Origin of the sequence: Opitutus sp. GAS368 (assembly GCF_900104925.1) — a bacterium.
GTDB lineage: Bacteria > Verrucomicrobiota > Verrucomicrobiia > Opitutales > Opitutaceae > Lacunisphaera.
Genome location: NZ_LT629735.1, coordinates 2,939,709 through 2,960,745 on the forward strand (window position 1 = coordinate 2,939,709; position 21,037 = coordinate 2,960,745).

Here is a 21,037-nt window from a genome sequence, read left to right on the forward strand (position 1 = left end):
ATCTTTTCTAGACGGCACGGCAAGCAGCCACGCTGACAGACACCTGTTCCATGAGTCAAAAATACGAGATCGGAGTCTACTACTTTCCCGGTTATCACGCCGATCAACGGGTGTCCGACTGGCACGGGCCCGGCTGGACGGAGTGGAAATTGCTTCGGGCCGCCAAACCGCGCTTCAAGGGACATCAGCAGCCGAAGGTCCCGCTGTGGGGTTATGAAAATGAGTCATTGCCGGCGGCGATGAAGAAGAAGGCGGACATGGCTTCACGCCATGGCATCAATCATTTCATCTTCGATTGGTATCACTACGGCGGGCGCCCCTTTCTGAATGGCGCGCTGGATGATGGTTTTCTCGGGATCAAGGGCGGACCCGCGATCAAGTTCGCGCTGATGTGGGCCAACCATGACTGGCTCAACATCCAGCCCGCGTCACTGAACGGAGAAAACCCATTGCTGCTGTCCGGGTTGGTCGGCCGCAAAGATTTCGATCGAATCGCGGCCCATGTGATCGAGAAATATTTCAGCTCGCCGCACTATTGGACAATTGCGGGGTGCCCCTATTTCTCAATTTACGACCTGCCAAACCTGATCAAGGGGCTGGGCGGAGTCGCCCGCCTGAAGGAAGCGCTGCGTTCCTTTCGCCGGCGGGTCGAGCGGGCGGGGTTCCCCGGGCTGCATCTCAATCTGGTCCATTGGCAGAATACGATTGTCGGCAGCCGGAACGGCCTGGCGAGACCGGAGGAGACAATTCACCGCCTCGAATTCGACAGTGTCTCATCCTATGTGTGGATCCATCACTACCCCGAACGACGCTATGTGTTTCCGCAGACCAGCTACCTGAATGTATTGAAATACAACGTAGGCTATTGGCGCAAGACCAGCACGGAATTCAACATCCCGTATTTCCCCAATGTGACGATGGGCTGGGATGCGTCGCCGCGGTGCGCGCAAACCGATGCATTCGAGCGCCGCACCTATCCCTTCATGGCCACCTTGCAGGGCAACACCCCGGCAAGTTTCCGGCGGGCGTTGCGCCTGGCGAAAAACCATGTCGATGCACAACGGCTGCCCGCCCGGCATTTCAGCATCAATGCCTGGAATGAGTGGACCGAGGGCAGCTACCTGGAACCGGACCGGCGGAACGGCTTTGCCTATCTGGAGGCGATCAGGGAAGTTTTCGGCGCAACCTAGACCATGGCCGTTACACCCACCAGCACGGCGACCCGCACGGAGACGCTTCCGTTTGGGCAAAGACTGGCCTACGCTTCCGGTAATTTCGCCAGCCTGACCACGGGCTATGGTATCAGCAGCCTGGCCAATTATGTCTTCAATATCGCGCTCGGGGTGAATCCCGCACTGGTAGGCTTGGCGCTGGCCTTGCCGCGACTGTTGGATCTTTTCACCGACCCACTGGCCGGCTACCTGTCTGACACCTACAGACAGCAACACGATCGACGGTCATTCATCGCGCTTGGCGCCGTGGTGTCGTCAGGTTTCTTCGCGCTGGTCTGGCTTTTCCCAGACGGAATGTCGGAGCGAGGCTATTTCCTGTGGTTGTTGCTCTTCTCCTGCGCGACCTACACCGGGTGGTCATTTCTTTCGATTCCCTGGCAGGCGCTGGGTTTTGAGCTGACAGAAAGCTATCACGAGCGGACACGCCTGATGGCGGCATCCACCTTTTTGGGCGGAGCAGCCGGGGTGTTTTATGGCTGGTCATATGCCGCCACCCAATTGAAATGCTTCACGGGCACAATCAATGGGGCGAGATGGGTGGGCGGGGTGATGGCATTCTCGATCCTGGTTTCGGGCCTGTGCACGGTCTTTTTCTGCAAAGAAAAGCCGCTGGTGGCCATCCGGGGCGGCGCGCCCACAAAATCGAAGGCGAACCTGGGCGAATTCTTCAAATCACTCCGACGGGTGTTTGGCAGCCGCCCGTTCCGGCTGCTAGCGGGGGCCGTGGTCTTCATGTGTCTCGGTGTCTTCAGCGTGTCCGGCATCGGTCCGTATATCGCCATCTATTTCATCCACGGCGGGGACCAGGCGCATGGTTCGCTCCTGATCGGGGCTGCTTCGACCGCCTGGCAGGGCACCAGCATGATTCTCGCAGGCCCCCTGGTGCTGCTGGCCAAACGATACGGGAAGAAGCAGGCCTTGTTGCTTTTCCTGGGACTGGCTTTGGCGGGAAACCTGCTGAAATGGGTCTGCTACACCCCGGCATTGCCGTGGCTCTTTGTGGTGCCTTCGATGTTCTTTGCAGCCGGATTTACGGGACTCTGGACGCTGACACCCTCGATGGTCGCCGATGTCTGCGACTTTGAGGCCGAAGCGAACAACTGGCGTGACTCGGGGATGTTCGCCGCTTTCTACACTTGGATGATCAAGCTCGGCTCAACGGTGGCCTTCGCCTTGGGTGGCATCCTGATCAACCTGACAGGGTTCGATGTGACGAAAGGCTCGATCCAGGATGCGCCAACAATCTTTTGGATGCGGGTCGTGGATTTTTCCCTGCCGGCGGTCACCATTGTGGTGGCGATGCTGCTGGTGAGCAGATTTCCGATCACTGAGGGGATCATGGCTTCGGTGCGGCAGCGACTGGATGCTCGCGCAGGTGAAGACGGGTCTTCCATGCCGGTGCCAGTTGCCGCGCCCAGGTGAAGTCATGACGGCGACGCATCCAGGCAGCAATGCACCGCTTATGCGCAAAGCATTCATCATGGCCGTGAATCTCGGACGGGCGGAGGAATACATCCACCGGCACAATCCGATCTGGCCGGAGCTGGCGCAGACGCTCAAAGCCCATGGTGTTCGCAACTACTCGATCTTCTACCATCCGGCGAGCCGACAGCTCTTCGGCTATGTGGAAATCCAAAGCGAGCTGCGGTGGGCGGCAATTGCCCAAACCGAGATTTGCCAGCGGTGGTGGCGGCATATGAGTGAGCTGATGCCGACGAATGATGACGGCAGCCCGGCCACGGCCGCACTCCAAGAGGTTTTTCACTTGAAATAATCCCATTCCATGTCGGCCCACCCTCTGCGTATCGGGCTGTTTGGCATCGGACTCGATGCCTACTGGCCTCAATTTGCCGGACTCAAGGAACGCTTGGAGGGATATTTGGCCCGTGTGGCCGTCAAACTCGCCCGCCCGGGTGCGGAAATTGTCAATGTGGGTCTGGTGGACACCCCTGATCGGGCTTACGCCGCCGGGCGCGAACTGCGGCGGGCCGACGTGGACATCATTTTCCTGCATGTAACGACTTACGCGCTATCCTCGACGGTCCTGCCGGTCGTCCAGCGGGCCAAAGTTCCGGTCATCGTGCTCAATCTCGCCCCTGCACCGGCCATCGATTATGCGACGTTCAATGCGCTGGCGGATCGAATCGCCATGACCAGCGACTGGCTGGCGCATTGTTCGGCTTGTCCGGTGCCCGAGATAGCCAACGTCTTCAAGCGTGCCGGGGTGAAATTTCACCAGGTCACGGGCGTGCTCGACAACGATCCGGCTTGCTGGCGAGAGGTTGACGCCTGGGTCGAAGCCGCACGCGTGGCGGCAGGCATGTTTGGCAACCGGCTGGGCCTCATGGGCCATTACTATGGCGGCATGCTGGACATCCAGTCCGATGTGACCCTGCAGTGCGCCACCTTCGGCACGCATATTGAGCACTTGGAGGTTGATGAACTGGCCTCGCTTCGCCGCTCGGTAACCTCGGCAGAGATGCAGGCGCGTTTGCATGAATTTCAAACCACCTTTGACGTTCAGTCGGATTGCGCCGCCGAAGATCTGGCCGCAGCGGCCCGCACATCAGTAGCCCTGGACCGCCTGGTCGCTGAACATCGGTTGGGATCCTTGGCTTACTTCTACAAGGGCACCGGAGTTTCTGAAAATGAGGACGCCATCGCCTCGATCATTTTGGGCACATCGCTGCTCACGGGACGTAGCATCCCGGTGGCCGGTGAATATGAGATCAAGAATGCGCAGGCGATGAAGATCATGGACCTGCTCGGCGTCGGTGGCTCATTCACCGAGTATTATGCGATGGATTTTAGCGACGATATCGTGCTCATGGGTCATGATGGTCCCGGTCATATCGCCATCGCGCAGGGCAAGATCAAGGTTCGCCCGCTCAAGGTCTATCATGGCAAGGTGGGCCGGGGCATTTCGGTTGAGATGACCGTCAGGCACGGCCCGGTGACGCTCCTTTCGGTGATCGAAGCGGGTGGCAGGCTCGCTCTGCTTTGTGCCGAGGCCGAGTCCGTGCTTGGACCGATTTTGGAAATTGGCAACACGAACAGCCGGTATCGTTTTGCTTGCGGAGCCCGGGAGTTCGTCAACCGCTGGAACTCACATGGACCGGCCCATCATTGCGCCGTGGGAGTCGGACACGTTGCGGATAAAATTACCAAGCTAGGCTCGTTGCTCGGTATGGATGCCATACGGGTTTGTTGAACCTTTCAGCATACTGGCTCGATATCGCACTGCTGAGGCCTGAAGCCTGGCAGAAATCCTTTCCGCTATAGCCAGTCCTCGGCGGCGACAATCGGCCGGACGGCATTAGCCTCGCCTGACCTTGGCCGGACGGGCATGAATTGTGGAAACCAAACTCAACCCCATCGGGCATCGTCCATGAAAAAAATCCTGATCGCCTTCGTCGCAACCATTCTCACCGCCGCGCAGATCCCGGCGGCCGAGCCGGCCGTCTCGCCGGAAGCCGCGGTGCTCAAGCCCGTGGACCAGTTCCTGGACGGCTTCAACAAGGGCGACACCAAGATGATGCTGGCCGCGGGGGCGGAGCAGATGTCCATCCTCGATGAATTCCCGCCACACGAATGGCACGGGGCGGGGGCCTTCGCCCAGTGGATGAGCGACTTCGACGCCGATGCCGCCAAGCACGGCATCACCAACGGGTCCGTCTCCGCCGGCAAACCTTCGCATATCGATATCACCGGCGCCGACGCCTATGTGGTCATCAAGGCCAACTATTCCTTCAAGCGCCGGGGCAAGTTCGAGGAGGAGATCGGCTCGACCATCACGGTCACGCTGCACCAGGGGGCGGACGGCTGGCGGATCACCGGCTGGGCCTGGGCCAAGCGGTAGGGGGGATATGTGAGAAACCTGAAACCTGAGACCTGAAAATTAAGTGCAGGCGGACGCATCAGTGGCTTGAGCCCACCCTCAGGTCTCAGGTTTCAAGTTTGCTTTGCCATCTTCGCGCAGCGCTCCGTCAGGTCTCTCTTCCGCCTACGGCTTCCCGCCGCCCATCCGCTTCGCAAACTCCAGCGCCTCGCCGGTGGACCCGGCCGAGAGCTTCACGACCTTCTGCGGCCCCGTGCGCACGAAGTAGACCGTGCCGAGCGCGCTCTTCACCTCGAGGTCCACGTGGGGCAGCGTGATGGTCGGCGGGATCTTGAAGATCTCCGACAGCAGCGCGGAGGCCGCGAGGTCGCGGATCTTGGGGTCGGCGTTCTCGTAGATGTAGTCGTAGATGTTGATGATGTATTCGCCGAACATGGTCTCCAGGTCCTTGGCGCTGGTGTCCAGCTCCACGATCTGCTTCGCGCCCTCCTCGGACGCGGCCAGCACCTTCCGGGTGCCGGCGTTGGTCTCGACCGAGTAAAGGTTCTGCTTGCCCACGGGCTTGAGCAGGGTGATGGCCCCGGCGGTGATCTTCGCCGCCTGCTCCGGCGGCGCGCCCTTGGGCGAAAGGCTCTGCTCCATGACGATGTTGCGCGCGTCGCGCGCCTCGACCGGGACGTCGAACTCGGCCAGCACGCGCCAGGAGTTCACGACGTGGAAGGTGGCCTTCTTCGTAGTGGCGTTCCAGGTGAAGCCGTTGATGACGACCTGGTGCCCGATCTTGCCGCTGCCGTCGAAGGGGTGGGTGGCGAGGAAGTCCGCCGGGAGCGACAGCCAGATGTTCTCGGGCAGGGCGGCGAGGATGGGGCGGCCCTTGCGCAGTTCCTGGCGCGCCCATTCGAAGGGCGTGATCGTGCCGTCGGGGAAATGCACCGTCGGGCTGGGCTTCTGCCGGAGGAACAGCATCATCATCCCGACGTAGTAATGGTAGTCGCGGTAGGGCTGCTGGGACGGGACGGTGTTGATGACCTTGTAGATCTCGCCGTCCTCGATCGGGTAGCCGGCGATGTCGAGGTAGTGCACGCGGGCGTAGAACATGCAGGTGCCGCCGATCTGGTCGCGGAACTTGGCCGGCGGGACCAGCTGGACGGTCTCCGTGCCGTCCACCATCGTCTGCTTCTCGATGGTCTTCTTGGCCTCGACCTTGGCCACGACGACGCTCGACTTGCCCTTGGCCAGCGGATTGGCGGTGGCGAATTGCTTCATCTCCTCGACCTCGGCGTCCGTGAGATCCACGACGGGGAAGAGGCCCTTGCGGCCGTTCTTGAACAGGACCGTCACGTAGCCGCCGTCGATGCGGGCCGATGCGATGTCCTCGAGCTTCGGGTGCGGCTTGGGGCCGCCCTTGGCCTTGGCGGGCTCGGGGGCGGGCTCCGGGGCCGGGGCGACCGGCGCCGGTTTGGGCGCGGCCTTGGCGTCAGCCTGGGTGGAAGGCTTGCAGCCGGCGAGAATCAGGGCAGCGGTAAACGCCGCGCCCCACACGGGTATACGAAGGAGTTGCATGCATCCCGTCCGGCCCGACGGAGCCGACAGAAAGCAGGGATTTCCGCGTGGCGGCAATACCAGACAACAGAGGACGGAGGACTGAAGACAGAGGACGGGTTGTTCCTTGGAGGGCTCGCGTCCCTGCGAGCCGGGGACGTGGCCCGCAGGGAGGCGGGCCCTCCACGGCCAATCAAATCGAACTTGACGGCAACCTTGGCTTCGAACACTACCTTGGCTAGTAAAGGTAGCTTCGCCCGATCACCCATCATGGATTTCAACGAAAAATTTGCGCCGATCACGAAAGGACTCCTCGAGTTCCTCGTGCTGAAGATCATCGCGGCCGACAAGGTCTACGTGCCCGACATCCTGCAGCAGCTGAGCGCGACGGAGTTCGCGACGCAGGAGGGCACGCTCTACCCGCTGTTGAGCAAGATGCGCCGCGAGGAGCTCGTGGACTACGAGTGGAAGGAGTCCGAGTCCGGCCCGCCGCGCAAATACTACGAGCTGACGGCCAAGGGCCGGGCGCAGCTCCGCGAGACAATGGAATTCTGGCAGCAGATCAACGAAACCGTGAAGAGCCTCGGCAAGAAATAGGGGCGTCCCCCGCAACCGACCATCCCATGAACAGAGTCATCACCATCAACCTGAACGGCGTCGCCTACCAGCTCGAGGAATCCGGCTACGAGCAGCTGCGCGTCTACCTCGACCACGCCGCCCGCTCGCTCGAGGGCAACCCGGACAAGGACGAGATCCTCGCCGACATCGAGCAGGCCATTGCGGACAAGTTCCGGGCGCTGCTCGGCAGCTACAAGACCGTGGTCGTCACGGGCGAGGTCGCGGACGTCATCACGCAGATGGGTCCGGTGCAGGCGACGGACGCCGCGGGCGCTGTGGCCGGCGCCAAGCCCGCCGGAAGCGCGCAGGCGGCCAGCGACGCCGGCACGCCCCGGATGCCTCGGCGGCTTTATAAGATCAACGATGGCGCCATGCTCGCCGGCGTGTGCAACGGCCTGTCGGCTTACCTCAACATCGACGTGTCGTTGGTCCGCGTGGGCTTTGTGCTGCTGGGCATCTTCTGGGGCATGGGCCTGCTGGTGTATGTGCTCCTCGCGTTCATCCTGCCGGAGGCGCGCACGACGGAGGAGAAGGCCGCCGCCACCGGGGCGGCCGCCACCGCGGAGGAATTCATTCGCCGGGCCAAGGCGGGCTACTACGAGGGCATGAAGCATTTCAACGACCGGGACGCGCGCCGCGAGTGGAAGCGGAAGTTCCGGCAGGAGATGCGCGGCTGGAAACACAGCTTCCGGCGGCAGATGCACGAGAATGCGGCGCAGTGGCAGCAGAACTGGGCCCAGGCCGGCGGCCCGCCGGCGGACCGCTGGGCCAGCCTGGGGCTGACCATGATGATCCTGACGTGGACCCGGCTGCTGTGCTTCGCGCTGGCGTTCTATGCCGTCTACGCGCTGGTGACGCATGGCGCGGTCTTCGGCCTGGCGTGGCCGGCTGACATCCCCGTGTGGCTGGGGATCGTCGGGGTGTGCTTTGCCTACCAGTTCCTGACGTGGCCGCTCAAGGTGATGCGCCGGTCGATCTTTCATGCGCACTGGGGCTGGCGCGGCCTGTCCGGGCCGCTGGACGGGATCGTGGGGCTCGGCTTCCTGCTCGTGATGGTCTGGGTCGCCGATCATTATTCGCCGGCGTTCCACGCCTGGCTGATGGATCTGCCGCCGTCCATCCACCGCGCGGCCGGCGAGGTGAAGGAATGGTGGGCCCGGCAGTGAGCGGAGGACGGAGGACTGAGGACGGAAGACGGAGGGCGGAGGACAGAGGACGGAGGACGGATTGTTACTTGGAGGGCTCGCGTCCCTGCGAGCCGAGGGGGATTGTGGCCCGCAGGGAGGCTCGGTGACAGACATCGAGGACACTTTGAAGGACAGACATCGGTGACACTCTCGGGGCACTATGCCCTGGAAGACATCGGTCACGGAACAAGCACGGCGTCGGTTTATCGATGAGTGGATCAAGCGGCCGGGTTCCGGCCGCAGTATCACATCATTGTGTCGGTTGCATGGTATCAGCCGGAGTTGCGGATACCGTTGGTGGGAACGGTTTCGGGCCGGGGGAGGCCGGGCGCTCACCGAGCGCGCCCGGACGCCCCAGGCGGCCGTCCGGCTGCGCGAGCGCTGGGAGGCACGTTTGCGCGTGGCCCGCCTGCAGGAGCGGAGCTTCGGGCCGAAGAAGCTGTGGTGGAAGCTGCACCGCGAGTATCCCCGCTCGCAGTTGCCGTGCGTGCGCACGCTGTCGCGTTGGCTGCAGACGCACGGCCTGGTGCGCCGGCAAACCCGGCGCGCCAGACCGGGACCGATCCTGCGCCTGCGCGGACGCCTGGCGGGGCGTTGTGCGAACGATGTCTGGTCGCTCGACTTCAAGGGCCAGTTCCGCACCGCCGACGGCCGGAAGGTTCATGCCCTCACCGTGCGCGATGTGGCGAGTCGCTATGTGCTGTGTGTGCAGCATGTGTCCAAGCCCGGCGAAGCGGAGGTCGCTCGGGTGATGCGCAGGTTGTTCCGCCGTTACGGCCTGCCCAAGGCCCTCCGCACGGACAATGGGGCCCCGTTTGGCGCCGGGGGCCCGCGCGGCTGGACCCGCCTGAGCGCGGGTTGGGTCAAACTGGGCATCCGGATGGAGTATGGCCGTCCCCGCTGCCCGCAGGATAACGCGGCGCACGAGCAGATGCATGGCGTGCTGAAGCGGTTCGCCGCCACCCCGGTTTCAGCCCACCCGCCGGCCCAGCAGCGCCGCTTCGGGCGCTGGCGCCACCATTACAACCAGCTCCGCCCCCATGAGGCACGCGGACTGCGCACGCCGGCGGAACTCTACCGCGCCAGCCGGCGCGTTCTGCCGGCCACTGTCCCTCGCTGGACCTATCCGAAAACCTGGCTGCGCGTGCGCCTCGACGCCAAGGGGCGCTACCGCTGGCGCAAACGCCAGCGGCTCATCGGCAAGGCCTTCATCGCGGAGGAACTCGGCGCCCGCCTGGTCCGCCCTGATGTCCTCGCCGTCTATTTCGGACCCCATCTGCTCGGCCACCTCCACGCCCACGATCCGGCCGGACTCCGGCACGCCCGTTGGCGTCAACCCCTGCAATCCAAAGCGGGAGGGGCGCAGCCCCTCCCGCGCCCACCCCGATCGATCAAGATCTGATCCGATCTAACTGTCTCCGATGTCTGTCACCTCAACTGTCCTCGATGTCTGTCACTCCGCCGGACGCGGGCCCTCCACCTGAATACCTTCGCCAAGATATGCAGAGCGTATCCATTCGCTAACCGGCCCGAGGTGCGTATCCTCGGGGGATGAGTTCCAAATCAGACCGTGACGCCATCTTTGCCCAACGCGCCGGTGCCGCCGCGGCGACCAACAAGAACCACACGCACCTCGCCGCCGCCCACGACATCCGCCAGAACGGCAGCAACCACTCCAAGGTGACCCGCCAGGGCAATCCCGGCCGGACCAACCGCACGGCGAAGGCAAAATAGCTCTAAGCGGTAAGCTTTAGGCTGTAAGCGTTGACCCGACAGGCGAAAGACAAAAGGCTGGAGCGATCCGGCCTCGGGTTTGAATGTCTGGCTTAAAGCTTAAGAACTGACCGACTTTGCTGTGCATAGAAAGGTCGGCTGCCCTCTGGGCACGGCCTAAGACCTTGCCGCGCGGGATGGTTTCGGGAACGTTTCAGTGAACCGCGCCATCCGTCGGTTCCGGTGAGTGGTTCGGCAACTCTTGCATAGCTTGTTCATTTTTTCTGCGCGCCACTAATTACGCCACCACTTGCGGTGAAAGTAAAAGTGACATCGAAATGAGTCTCGGTCTTATCAGTGCGGACCACACGGTTAGTAATTTTTCGCGGTGTCCAGACGGACTCTACTTGGTCAATCTCAGCGGGCTTGAATCTCCAGTGACGTAGAGCTTTTTCTACCGCCGCGTAAAAATCATCTGCAAACGGACCTGGAGTAGAAAAGCCCACTATACTTGACGCAATGTCTGAGACCTGACCCCGCTCATCTACAGTAATCCGCACGCTTACGACCGCCTGACCAGCTTTGGCGGCCAAGGCCCGTGCGGGATATACGGGAGTTGCCAGCGGGTTAATCGGCTCAACGTCCCGGAAATCTTCAAAATGCTTTGTCCCGCTGGGGTTCGCCTTCCCGCTTGTTTCCTCGGGCGGAGTAGCGGATGATGGTTCCGCCAAAAACGCGAATGAACTTGCACCCGCATTCGGCGGTGCGACCCGCTCGTGGTGACAGCCGGTAGCGACTACTATTCCGCACATGAAGATGCTATTGAGCAAATTTATTGACCATGGGTTTGATCGGAATGGCCTTCCTGAACTCTGTCCGCCGCGTAATTGTCGTGTCAACCGCATGAGGGTATTCGGGATTGCAGTGAGTGCTTCTGCCGAACTATGAATATGCTAACCCAGCTATGTCCACAGAGGCCCACAATGAATTGTCGCCAGGTTGGTTAGGATTTTTCATATAGTGTGGGTTTTGAGGGTTGACTCAATGATTATTGAGCCGTTCGGCATATCATAGCAGGGAGATTCACCCGGAACCAGTGAAGCACACTAAAGTCGGTCAGTTCTTAAAGCTTACCGCTTATCGCCTACCGCCATCTCACAGCCCCGTCAGCTGCATCGCGGCGATGACGCAAAGCGCGGTGAGAACCATGCTCGTCCAGCCTTGGCCGCGGGGCGGGGCGGGGCGGGGCGCGGGTAGTCCGGCGTCAGGCCGACCGCGAGCATCCGGTCGTAAAGGTCCGGGTGCGTCCGCCCGGCGCCCTTCTTCAGCGCCGCGGGGGAGCAGTTGACGCGGTAAAGGCGTTCCAGCGCGCGGGCGTAGACCGTCGTGCCGGCGACGCTTTCCTGGGCGATCCGGTCGGCGCGTTTCTCCATGGCCCGCGACAGGCGCGGCCGGGCAAACAGGACGACCAGCACGACGAGGACGAGGCCCGCGACGCCGAACAATCCCCACTGGTGGTAGACCGGGTTGAGGAAAATCAACGGCGCGAAGATCAGCGAGCCGAGGAGGCGTGCCGTGAGCGACAGGCGGCCCTCGGTCAGGTGACCCACTTCGTGTGCGCAGATGGCCTTGAGCTCGTCATCGGGACAATACACGAGCAACCCGTCGGTGAAGGCGAGTTCGCCGGTCAGGACAAAGGCGATGGCGTTGGCGTCGCAGCGGGCCAGCTCCCACGTGGCGCGGACCTTCACGCCGAGCGTGGCGGCGGTTTCGTCCACCAGCTGTTGCAGCCGCGGCGACGCGGGCCGGAGGAGGCGCAGCGCCCGCATCAGGCGGACCGCGAGGCCGAACTGCAGCGCGAGGAGCAGGCCGAGGAAAACCACCGTGATCACCGGCACCCGCCAGTCCCACCGGGCGGGCATGAGGGCGGAGGCCGCGAGGTAGGCGCCGAGGGTGGAGAACTGCATGAGCAGACCGGCCACGACCTCGTGCGCCCACGGCCGGAAGGCCAGGTCATAGTGGGTGTCGCGGTCCATCGGGTAGTTGCCCAGCAGCGTGCCCAGAAACCCGCAGAGGAACACGAGGCCCGAGGGGCTGGCCGGGTTGAAATTGCGGTGCAGCAGCGCGGCGCAGGCCGGGATCACCCAGACGTTGATCTGCCGCGAGACCCGTGCGGGAAAGAGCCGCCGCGCGCGCTCCGTCCAGTGCATCGCCTGGGAGCGCCGCCAGCCGATCAGCTCCAGCTCGTTCAAGGCCCACGCCACGAAGGCGCAGGTCACGAAGACTTCCGGGAAGATCAAGGCGGACACGAGGAAGTCCCGGCCGCTCGGCCGGGGCCCCGATGAGAAAGCAGACGGAGCGCCGGAGGGCTACATCGCAGCGGCTCAGTGGTGTTCTGATTTGAAATGTAGGGCGGGATCACCGTATCCCGCCTCCGCTCGGAAATGATATCATGTTCGAGGCGGGATACGGTGATCCCGCCCTACAATCAAAAGGGCGGCCGGATGGCCACCCCGTTGTGTCGTCACGTCGTTGTGGTTAAATCACAGCTCCGTCGCGAAGTGCGGCTCGATGTCCACCGGCACGTCGTTGAGGCGGCCGAGCAGCGTCTTCACCTCGGGGCGGATGACGACCATCCTGTCGAGCAGGGCCTTGCAGCGCGGGTAGTCGCCCGTGGCCTGGATCGTCATGATCTCGGTGACGAGGCTCGCGACGCCCGGCTTGACCTTGGCGAAGTCGACGCCGAAGCGGCCGTCCTTGTCCACCGTGAAGGCACCCTGGTCGAGCAGCCAGTTCATCTGCAGCGCCATGCTCTTGGCGTGCGCCTCGGTCAGGCCGAAGCGCAGCGTGCGGAAAGAGGAGGCGAGGAAGGTGACATACATCGAGCGCTCCTGTGTTTTGTCGAGGACGCCCTTGTCCATGAGCTGCTGCAGCGCCCAGAGGCCGGAGATGTCGGCCTTGGCCTCCTCGAGCGTGCTGTTGAGCTCCTTGAGCTCGAGCCGGACGGTCGTCCGGCGGCCGCCGACGGTGATCTCCTGCGGCCCGAGGCCGTGCATGAGCTCGTGCATCAGGATGTGGGTGAAGAACGGGTCGAAGGCGACCAGCGGCTGGTCAGCGGCGACGAGGGCGTGCTTCGAGATCGGCACGAGGACGTGGGCGAACTTCGCCTCCTGGAAGTTTTTCAACATGACGCGCTTCGAGCCCTTGGCGGCGACGACGCGCTCGTCGTTCGGCAGGTTGAAGGCGGCGGTCTGGACGCCGCGGTTGCCGTCGCCGGCGCAGAAGACGACGTTGACGACGCGGATGGGCGAAAGGCCGCCGAGCTTCGGGCGGCGGAACTTCGGGTCGATGGGGAGATGGTCCTCGAGGCCCTGCAGCTCGGCGCCGAAGCGGGCGAGCTTGGCCGTCTCGGCCGCGTCGGTGAGCGTGATGAAGGCCTCGAAGGCGGCCTTGTAGTTGAACCACTCGTCCTCGTAGGTCTCGTAGGGCCCGATGGTCGGCTCGATGGTGGCGTCGAGCTCCATCCACGCCATGTCGCTGTCGTAATAGTCGTTGGTCAGGAAGGCGCGGGCGCGCTTCTCGAGGAAGTTTTTCAGGGTCGGCTGGTTCGTCGCGGCGGCGGCCTCGTTGAGGAGGCGGGCGGCCTCGGTCAGCTCGGCCTGGTATTCGATACTATACGGCACGAGTATGAACTCGCCGGACGGGCTGCGGCGGATGGTGGTGAAGAAGCCGGTGGCGGCGGCCTTCTCGGCCGGCAGCAGGGAGTTGATCCACTGCTCCACGGCTTCGCGGCTGGCGGCGGTCGGGTAGAAATTGCCGCTCGGCGGCTTATGGCCGACACCCGGCAGGAAGACGCGGTTGAGATCGAGGCGCGACCACGGGCCCTTGTTGAGGGCGAAATAGTGGAGGCGGGCGCGGCCGAGGGCGGAGTCGTCCGTCGCGAGCTGCGCGAGCCAGGTCTCGTTGAGCGGGGCGGACTGACGGTAGAAGAGGGCGTCGCAGATCCGCGCCGCCTCGACCATCCTGGCCAAGGCGAGCTTTTCGTTGGCGGGCAGGGCGGAGGTGTCGACCTTGATCTCAACCGGGGCGAAACGCGCGGTCATGGCGCGCAGTTCGGCCTCGGCGGGCAGGGGGGCTTCCTTGGCCGGGGCGAGGGAAGCGAGGAGGAGGACGGAGACGAGCGGGAGGGTAATTCGCATGGCGGCAGAATCGCGACAGCCACGGTGGCGGTAAAGGCGAAATCCCGCAAGGTAGGGTCGCCGTTGGTCGGCGGACCTTCAGCGGTCGACGCGGTCCGCCGACTGGCGGCGACCCTGCATTATCTAACTGGCTTGAGGTGGAGCGCGTTGACCTCAACGCGCTTCGGGCGTTCGAACAACGCGTTGGGGTCAATGCGTTCCACCCGCTTCAGCTTCTGATCTGTCCGGCGCCGCGGACGACATACTTGTAGGACGTCAGCTCCTCGAGGCCCATCGGGCCGCGGGCGTGAAGCTTGTCCGTGCTGATGCCGATCTCCGCACCGAAGCCGAACTCGTGGCCGTCGTTGAAGCGCGTCGAGGCGTTCCAGAGCACGACGGCGCTGTCCACGCCGGCGAGGAACTGCTCCGCCGTGGCGGCGTCGGCCGTAACGATCGTGTCCGTGTGGTGCGAGCCGTTGGTCTCGATGTGCTCGATGGCGACGGCGACGTCGTCCACGATCTTCACCGCGAGGATCAGGTCGAGGAACTCGGTGCGATAGTCGTCCCGGTTCGCGACCGTGATGAGTGACGGGTGATGAGTGACGAGATCGCCGAGCGCAGTGCGGGAGGCTTGGTCGACGCGCAGGCGAACTCCGGCCTCGAGCAGGGCGGCGCCGGCCTTGGGCAGGAAGGTGGCGGCGACGTCGCGGTGCACGAGGAGCGTCTCGGCGGCGTTGCACACGCCGGGGCGGGAGACCTTGGCGTTGACGATGAGCTTCTCCGCCATGACCAGGTCGGCGGCCCGGTCCACGTAGACCGCACAGATGCCGTCATAATGCTTAATGACCGGGATGCGCGCGAACTTCACGACGGTTTCGATCAGGCCCTTGCCGCCGCGGGGAATGAGGAGGTCGATGGCGCCGACCGATTCGCCGAACAGGCGGACGACGTCGCGGTCGGCGACCGGCACGAGCTGCACCGCGTGGGCGGGCAGGCCGGCCTGGGCCAGGCCGCGGGAGAGGGCGGCGGCGATGATCGTGTTGGAACGCAGCGCCTCGGAGCCGCCGCGGAGGATGACGGCGTTGCCGCTCTTCAGGCAGAGGCCGGCGGCGTCGACCGTGACGTTGGGGCGGGACTCGTAGATGAAGCCGATGACGCCGAGCGGCACGCGGACCTTGGCGAACTTCAGGCCGTTGGGCTGCGTCCACTCGCGGAGCACCTCGCCGAGCGGGTGGGGGAGGGCCGCGACCAAGCGCAGGCCCTCGGCGCACTTGGCGATGCGCTCGGGTGTGAGCGTGAGGCGGTCGATGAGCGCGGCGGTCTGGTTGTTGGCCCGGGCCGCGGCGACATCGGCCGCGTTGGCATTGAGCAAATCCATCTGCGCGGCGACGAGCGCGTCGGCCATCGCAAGGAGCGCGGCGTCGATCTGCTTCGCGGGCGTGCGCGCGAGCTGGCGCGCGGCGACGCGGGCCTGTTGCCCGAGCTGGGCGATGAGTTGTGCCAGGTCAGCCATGGCGGGAGAAATCCCAAAGGCCAAAAGCCAAATCCCAAACAAATCCGAAGACCTGAAAATTGAAAATTGTTTGGCGTTTGGCCATTGGCGTTTGGAATTTTGCCAGGTTAATTGGCCGGGAAATGGGTTCCCACGCGTTGCCCGGTCACGATGGCATAAACCAGGCCCGCTTTTCTCCCGCTGGCGATGTTGACCGGGATGCCGGCCTTCACGGCGAGCTGCGCGGCCTGGAGCTTGGTGACCATGCCGCCGGTGGACGTGTGGCCCTTGTCGGCGCGGACGAGGCCCGCGACCTCGCTGAAATCCTTCACGACCGGCACGACCTGGCCGGCGGCGTCCTGCAGGCCGTCCACGCTCGTCAGGATGATGAGCAGGTCGGCGTCGATCAGGATGGCGACCTCGGCGGAGAGCCGGTCATTGTCGCCGAAGTTGATTTCCTCGACCGCGACGGAGTCGTTCTCGTTGATGATGGGGACGACGTTGCCGCGCGACAGGAGGTGGGTGAGGGTGTTGCGGGCGTTGTGGTGGCGCGTGCGGCTGTCGAGGTCGTTGTGGGTGAGCAGCAGCTGGGCGACGTTGAGGCCCTGCTGGGCGAAGGCGCTGGCGTAGGCGTGCATCAGCTGGGACTGGCCGACGGCGGCGCAGGCCTGCTTGCCGGCGAGTTCCTTGGGCTTGGCGTCGAGGCCCAGGGTGGCGAGCCCGGCGGCGATGGCGCCGCTGGACACGATGACACACTGGTGGCCGGCCCGGACCAGCGCGCCGACCTCGCGGGCCAGGCGCGCGATCTGCCGGCGGCTCAAGCCGATGCCCTTTTCGGTCGACAGGATGCCGGAACCGAACTTGAGCACGATGCGCTGGGAACGTTTGGCCATGAAATTTGCAGCGTAGCCAGCCGGGTTCGCGCAACAAGCAGGAATCCTCGCTATGCCTTGAATTGCCCAGTCGCCTGAAGGAGGATTTTTCGCCACGAAAAGTCACAAAGATCATCATTTCTGCGTCGAACATCCCGCGCGCGCCTATAGGCGCCTTGGTAGCACCGTTTGCCGCCGGATTTTTGAGACTTTTTATGGCTATCAATGCCTTGGCCTTGATCGTGCTACTGCCCGGCTATGACACGTATGGGGCGAATGGCCCACAGGTATGACACGTCCCTCCCTTGTCTCGCCCCGGGCCGGGCCGTCTTTTAGAACCAACACAAAATCAACACAATCCCCCCATGAACACGAATTCCGCCAACCCTTCCGATCCCAAACGCTGCACCACCAACGGTGGTGACTACGTGACGGAAGGCATGGCGGTTCAGCAACAATCGGTCGCCGGCGCGTTGACGCCGGTTCTGTGAGATGGAAGCATCATGCCCCCCATCGTCATGCCGACTGTTGCCGCGACTCCGCGTATCTTTGAATTGGGCTTGCCCGACCTCGCGCTCGCGCGAGGAGGCGTAGTCCGGTCCCACCGCGTCCGCGGCTGGTGGTGGAGTCGCGAGGGCGACACGCCTGAGAATCCCGCCAAGGACGTCCCGACCGTGCTGCTGGTGCACGCCCTTACGGGCAGCGCCGTGGCCGGCGGCAAGGACGGCTGGTGGGACCCGCTCATCGGCCCGGGCAAGGCGCTCGATCCCGCGCACCACCGGCTGGTGTGTTTCAACAACCTCGGCTCCTGCTACGGCAGCAGCGGGCCCGGCGTGGAAGGCTTCCCGGCGATGAAGACGGTCGACCTCACGAGCCTCGACATCTCCCGCGCCATCCTGCTCGCGCTGGACAAGCTTGGCGTCGGCCGCGTGCATCTCACGACCGGCGGTTCGCTGGGCGGCATGGTGACGCTGACGCTGGCCGCGCTCGCGCCCGAGCGCTTCGAGCGCATCCTGCCGTTCGCGACCAGCGTGTCGGCCAGCGCCTGGGTGGTCGGCTGGAACCACGTGGCGCGCCAGATCCTGCGGCTCGACCCGGGTTACCCGGAGAACGTCGGCCGCGGCCTCGAGATCGCGCGCCAGCTCGCCATCCTCACTTACCGCGCCGAGCCGGGCCTCGACGCCCGCCAGCCGCGCCCGGCCCCCGGCACCGACGCCGGTTATCCGGTGCAGAGCTATCTCGAGCACCAGGGCAAGAAGCTGCGCAACCGTTTCGCGGCGCAGGCCTACGAGCTGCAGCTCGCGGCGATGGACCACCACGACCTGACCCAGCCGCTGCCGGGAGACACGAAACCCGCGATCAGCCGGGTCCGCGCGGCGACGCTGGTCGTCGATGTGGACACCGACCAGCTTTTCACCCCGGCCCAGGCCGCGGCCCTGGCCGCGCAATTGCGCGCCGCCGGCGCCAAGGTCGAGCGGGAGACCGTGGCGAGCATCCACGGCCACGACGCTTTCCTCATCGAATGGAAGACACTCGGACCTCTCTTGACAAAGGCGCTGCATCTGCAGGCTCCCGGCCCATGAGCGCGCGCTGGCAGGTCTACAAATTCGGGGGCTCCTCCCTCGGCACTTCGGGGCGTCTGCCCAAGGTGCTGGAGCTGGTGGTCGCCGCGCCGCGCCCGCTGGCGCTGGTCGTCTCCGCCCTCGGCGACAGCACCGACTGGCTCATCCTGTCCGCGAAGTCGGCCGCCGACGGCAACATCAGCCAGGCCCGCCGCGAACTGGCCCAGGTGCGCGAGCTCGCCACCGCCACCGGCCGCAGCGTGCTCAACAGCCAGGGGCAGAAGGGCCTCAAGCACGACCTCGACGACATCCTTACCCCCGTGGAGCGCCTGCTCTCCGGCATCGAGCTGACCCGCGAGTGCTCGGCCCGCACCCTCGACTCCATCATCAGCGTCGGCGAGCGCATCTCCGTGGCGCTGCTGGCCCGGGCGCTGACCGAGCGCGATGTGCCGGCCATCCCGGTGGACGCCCGCGATTTTGTCGTGACCGACGCCACCTTCGGCGCGGCCACGGTGGACAAGGCCGCGACCGCGGAGAAATTCGCCGCCGGGGCGGCCAGGTGGACCGGCTCGGTGCCGATCGTCACGGGCTTCATCGGCCGCACCAAGGACGGCCAGACGACCACGCTCGGCCGCAACGGCTCCGATTACACCGCCACGCTCGTGGCCGGTTTGCTCAAGGCCAGCGCCGTCACCGTCTGGACGGACGTGCTCGGCGTGATGACCGCCGACCCGGCGCTCGTGCGCGAGGCCACGCCGGTGGACCGGTTGTCCTACGACGAGGCGCTCGAGCTCGCTTATTTCGGCACGCGGATGTTCCATCCGCGCACCATCATCCCGCTCCGCGAATGCGGCGCGGCGCTCGTCATCCGCAGCACCACGCAGCCCGACGCTCCCGGCACGCGGATTGACGCGAAGGGCAATCCCGACCCGAACCGCCCGACCTGCGTCACCAGCCTCGAGCGCCTCGGCCTGATCGGCGTGCAGTCGCGCCGCACCGGACTGGGCAAGCCGCTCGGCGGCCGCATCCTCGCCGCCCTCGGCGAGGCCGGCGTGCGCGTGTGGATGACCACCGAGTCCACCCTCGGCCAGTCGTTCTCCGTCGTGATCCCCGAAGTCGACGAGGCCCGCGCCAAGCAAAGCATCAGCGAGGCGCTCGCGCCGGAAATCCAGTCGGGCGACCTGCGGATCGAGCCGGTGCTCTCGCCGGTGACGCTCGTCACGCTGGTCGGCGAGAACATGGGCGCCCAGCCGAACGTGGCGGGCAAGTTCCTCAATTCGATCGGCGCGGCGGGCATCCCGGTGCGCGCCGTGGCACAGGGTGCGTCGGCCCGCAGCATCTCGTGCGTGGTGGACGCCGACCAGACGGCGACCGCAGTGCGCACGGTGCACGGCGCCTTCAACCTCGCGCACACCCAGCTCAGCGTGCTCCTGCTCGGCAAGGGCGTGGTGGGTGGCAGCCTCCTCAAGCAGATCGACCGGCAGAACCAGGCGCTCGGCCGCGAGCACGACGTGCAGGTGCGGCTGGTCGGCATCGGCTCGAGCAAGGGGGCGCTTTACGACGCCGAGGGCCTGCCGCCGCTCGAGGCCATCGCCGCGCTCGAGAAGGCGCTCGCCACGGGGAAGGCCGTCAAGGACGCCAGCTCCCTGCTCAAGAAACTCTCGCAACTGCCCAATCCCGTGCTCGTGGACTGCTCGGCCGCGGCCGGCATGGAAAAGATCTACCGGGCGGCCTTCGAGCACGGCATCAACGTCGTGTCGGCCAACAAGCAGCCGCTCGCGCTGCCGCAGCCGGAGCGCGTGGCGCTGCTGGCCGCGGCGCGGAAGAATTTCCGCGCCTACCACTACGAGACAACCGTCGGGGCGGCGCTGCCGGTCATCGAGACGTTGAAGAACCTCGTCCGCACCGGCGACCACGTCATCACCATCGAGGGCGCGTTCTCCGGCACGCTGGGCTTCCTGTGCGAACGGCTGGTGCAGGGCGACGCCCTGTCGGCCGCGGTGCGCCAGGCCAAGGAGCTCGGCTACACCGAGCCGCACCCGCGCGACGACCTCTCGGGCCTCGATGTGGCGCGCAAGGCCGTCATCCTCGCCCGTGAGCTTGGCCTGCTGGTCGAGCTGGGCGACGTGGCCCTCGAGCCGTTCGTGCCGGCGGAGAACCTGCGCGAAGACGACCCGGAGAAATTCCTGCAGTCGCTGGCGAAGCTTGATGCCAAGGTCGCGGCGCGCGTCGCGGCGAGCATGAAGCAGGGCAAGCAGCCGCGCTACCTGGCGCGCATCACGCCCGGCGCCGAGGGGCCGAAGGTGACCGTCGGCCCGATTGACGTCGATGCCTCCCATCCGGCGGCGTCGTTGCGCGGGTCGGAGGCCTTCGTGGCGTTTCATACCGAGCGCTACCGCCAATATCCGATGGTTGTGCGCGGGGCAGGCGCGGGAGGGGAAGTGACCGCGGCCGGCGTGCTGGCGGATATCCTCCGTCTCGCCCAGAACATGCGCGGCCGGCGGTGAGATTTCCTTCAGGTGGAGCGCGGCCTCCGGACGCGCTTCAGGAGCCGAGCATACAAACCAACCCGTCCGGAGGCCGGGTTCCACCTCTGAAGACCCCTTTCATGTATCAATCTTGATTCGTTTGGCCCCTTGCGCCTCTTTGTCCCGGATAATTTGAGGAATTGTGAAACGAGGGTTGACAGCGCTGGGGCCGGTTAACAACTTCTGGCCCGTTCCCATGTTCAACGTCGCCCTTATTGTGCTTATTACCGTCGTCCTGGCTCTGGCCACGGACCCGAATACACATGGGCGGCTCG

General features: G+C 64.7%; 18 protein-coding genes. 12 read left to right on the forward strand and 6 right to left on the reverse strand.

The window, feature by feature from the left end; genetic code table 11:
* The first annotated feature begins 50 nt into the window (after positions 1-50).
* From BLU29_RS12575 to BLU29_RS12595, 5 genes are all read left to right on the forward strand, one after another.
* Positions 51-1,190: a glycoside hydrolase family 99-like domain-containing protein gene (locus tag BLU29_RS12575; RefSeq protein ID WP_091058492.1), complete on the forward strand. Its 1,140-nt coding sequence runs from the start codon at positions 51-53 to the stop codon at positions 1,188-1,190.
* A 3-nt stretch (positions 1,191-1,193) separates the two neighbouring features.
* Positions 1,194-2,654 (forward strand): MFS transporter, encoded by a 1,461-nt coding sequence (locus tag BLU29_RS12580; RefSeq protein ID WP_091058494.1) that lies wholly within the window; start codon positions 1,194-1,196, stop codon positions 2,652-2,654.
* A gap of 4 nt (positions 2,655-2,658) precedes the next feature.
* Positions 2,659-3,006 (forward strand): L-rhamnose mutarotase, encoded by a 348-nt coding sequence (rhaM, locus tag BLU29_RS12585; RefSeq protein ID WP_197677708.1) that lies wholly within the window; start codon positions 2,659-2,661, stop codon positions 3,004-3,006.
* Between the two features lie 9 nt (positions 3,007-3,015).
* Positions 3,016-4,443, forward strand: a complete 1,428-nt coding sequence (locus BLU29_RS12590; protein ID WP_091058496.1) for an arabinose isomerase — start codon at positions 3,016-3,018, stop codon at positions 4,441-4,443.
* A gap of 177 nt (positions 4,444-4,620) precedes the next feature.
* A complete protein-coding gene (locus BLU29_RS12595) occupies positions 4,621-5,091 on the forward strand; it encodes a hypothetical protein (RefSeq protein ID WP_091058498.1) in 471 nt (156 codons plus the stop codon).
* Positions 5,092-5,235: 144 nt separating this feature from the next.
* Here the strand turns inward: BLU29_RS12595 and BLU29_RS12600 are convergent, their stop codons facing one another.
* A complete protein-coding gene (locus BLU29_RS12600) occupies positions 5,236-6,633 on the reverse strand; it encodes a hypothetical protein (RefSeq protein ID WP_157693839.1) in 1,398 nt (465 codons plus the stop codon).
* A 249-nt stretch (positions 6,634-6,882) separates the two neighbouring features.
* Here BLU29_RS12600 and BLU29_RS12605 point away from each other — a divergent pair, with 249 nt between their 5' ends.
* From BLU29_RS12605 to BLU29_RS12620, 4 genes are all read left to right on the forward strand, one after another.
* Positions 6,883-7,209 (forward strand): PadR family transcriptional regulator, encoded by a 327-nt coding sequence (locus BLU29_RS12605; protein ID WP_091058503.1) that lies wholly within the window; start codon positions 6,883-6,885, stop codon positions 7,207-7,209.
* A 26-nt stretch (positions 7,210-7,235) separates the two neighbouring features.
* On the forward strand, positions 7,236-8,396 hold the full coding sequence (locus tag BLU29_RS12610) for a PspC domain-containing protein (protein ID WP_091058505.1): 1,161 nt from the start codon (positions 7,236-7,238) through the stop codon (positions 8,394-8,396).
* A gap of 421 nt (positions 8,397-8,817) precedes the next feature.
* Entirely contained in the window at positions 8,818-9,819 is a 1,002-nt protein-coding gene (locus BLU29_RS12615; RefSeq protein ID WP_231962229.1) for a DDE-type integrase/transposase/recombinase, read from the forward strand.
* A gap of 149 nt (positions 9,820-9,968) precedes the next feature.
* A complete protein-coding gene (locus BLU29_RS12620; RefSeq protein ID WP_091058507.1) occupies positions 9,969-10,151 on the forward strand; it encodes a hypothetical protein in 183 nt (60 codons plus the stop codon).
* Between the two features lie 254 nt (positions 10,152-10,405).
* On the opposite strand, the gene BLU29_RS18825 is transcribed toward BLU29_RS12620, so the two are convergent.
* The 5 genes from BLU29_RS18825 to proB all read right to left on the reverse strand — a co-directional run bounded on the left by BLU29_RS18825 (position 10,406) and on the right by proB (position 16,693).
* Positions 10,406-10,723 (reverse strand): hypothetical protein, encoded by a 318-nt coding sequence (locus tag BLU29_RS18825; protein WP_157693840.1) that lies wholly within the window; start codon positions 10,721-10,723, stop codon positions 10,406-10,408.
* Positions 10,724-11,296: 573 nt separating this feature from the next.
* Positions 11,297-12,439, reverse strand: a complete 1,143-nt coding sequence (locus tag BLU29_RS12625; protein ID WP_091058508.1) for a M48 family metalloprotease — start codon at positions 12,437-12,439, stop codon at positions 11,297-11,299.
* Positions 12,440-12,673: 234 nt separating this feature from the next.
* A complete protein-coding gene (locus tag BLU29_RS12630; RefSeq protein ID WP_091058511.1) occupies positions 12,674-14,329 on the reverse strand; it encodes a hypothetical protein in 1,656 nt (551 codons plus the stop codon).
* Between the two features lie 208 nt (positions 14,330-14,537).
* Positions 14,538-15,821: a glutamate-5-semialdehyde dehydrogenase gene (locus BLU29_RS12635; RefSeq protein ID WP_091058512.1), complete on the reverse strand. Its 1,284-nt coding sequence runs from the start codon at positions 15,819-15,821 to the stop codon at positions 14,538-14,540.
* Positions 15,822-15,928: 107 nt separating this feature from the next.
* Positions 15,929-16,693, reverse strand: a complete 765-nt coding sequence (gene proB / locus BLU29_RS12640) for a glutamate 5-kinase (protein ID WP_091058515.1) — start codon at positions 16,691-16,693, stop codon at positions 15,929-15,931.
* Between the two features lie 344 nt (positions 16,694-17,037).
* On the opposite strand from proB, the gene BLU29_RS18705 reads away from it, so the two are divergent.
* From BLU29_RS18705 to thrA, 3 genes are read left to right on the forward strand one after another with little or no spacing between them, the layout of a single operon-like run.
* Complete coding sequence (locus tag BLU29_RS18705; protein WP_255401042.1) at positions 17,038-17,163, forward strand: hypothetical protein; 126 nt, start codon at positions 17,038-17,040, stop codon at positions 17,161-17,163.
* Positions 17,164-17,190: 27 nt separating this feature from the next.
* Complete coding sequence (locus BLU29_RS12645; protein ID WP_197677709.1) at positions 17,191-18,255, forward strand: alpha/beta fold hydrolase; 1,065 nt, start codon at positions 17,191-17,193, stop codon at positions 18,253-18,255.
* The gene (gene thrA / locus BLU29_RS12650; RefSeq protein WP_091058521.1) at positions 18,252-20,741 is read left to right on the forward strand and encodes a bifunctional aspartate kinase/homoserine dehydrogenase I; all 2,490 of its coding nucleotides are present in this window, start codon (positions 18,252-18,254) and stop codon (positions 20,739-20,741) included. Before BLU29_RS12645 ends, thrA begins: the two co-directional genes overlap by 4 nt.
* Positions 20,742-21,037: the final 296 nt, after the last annotated feature.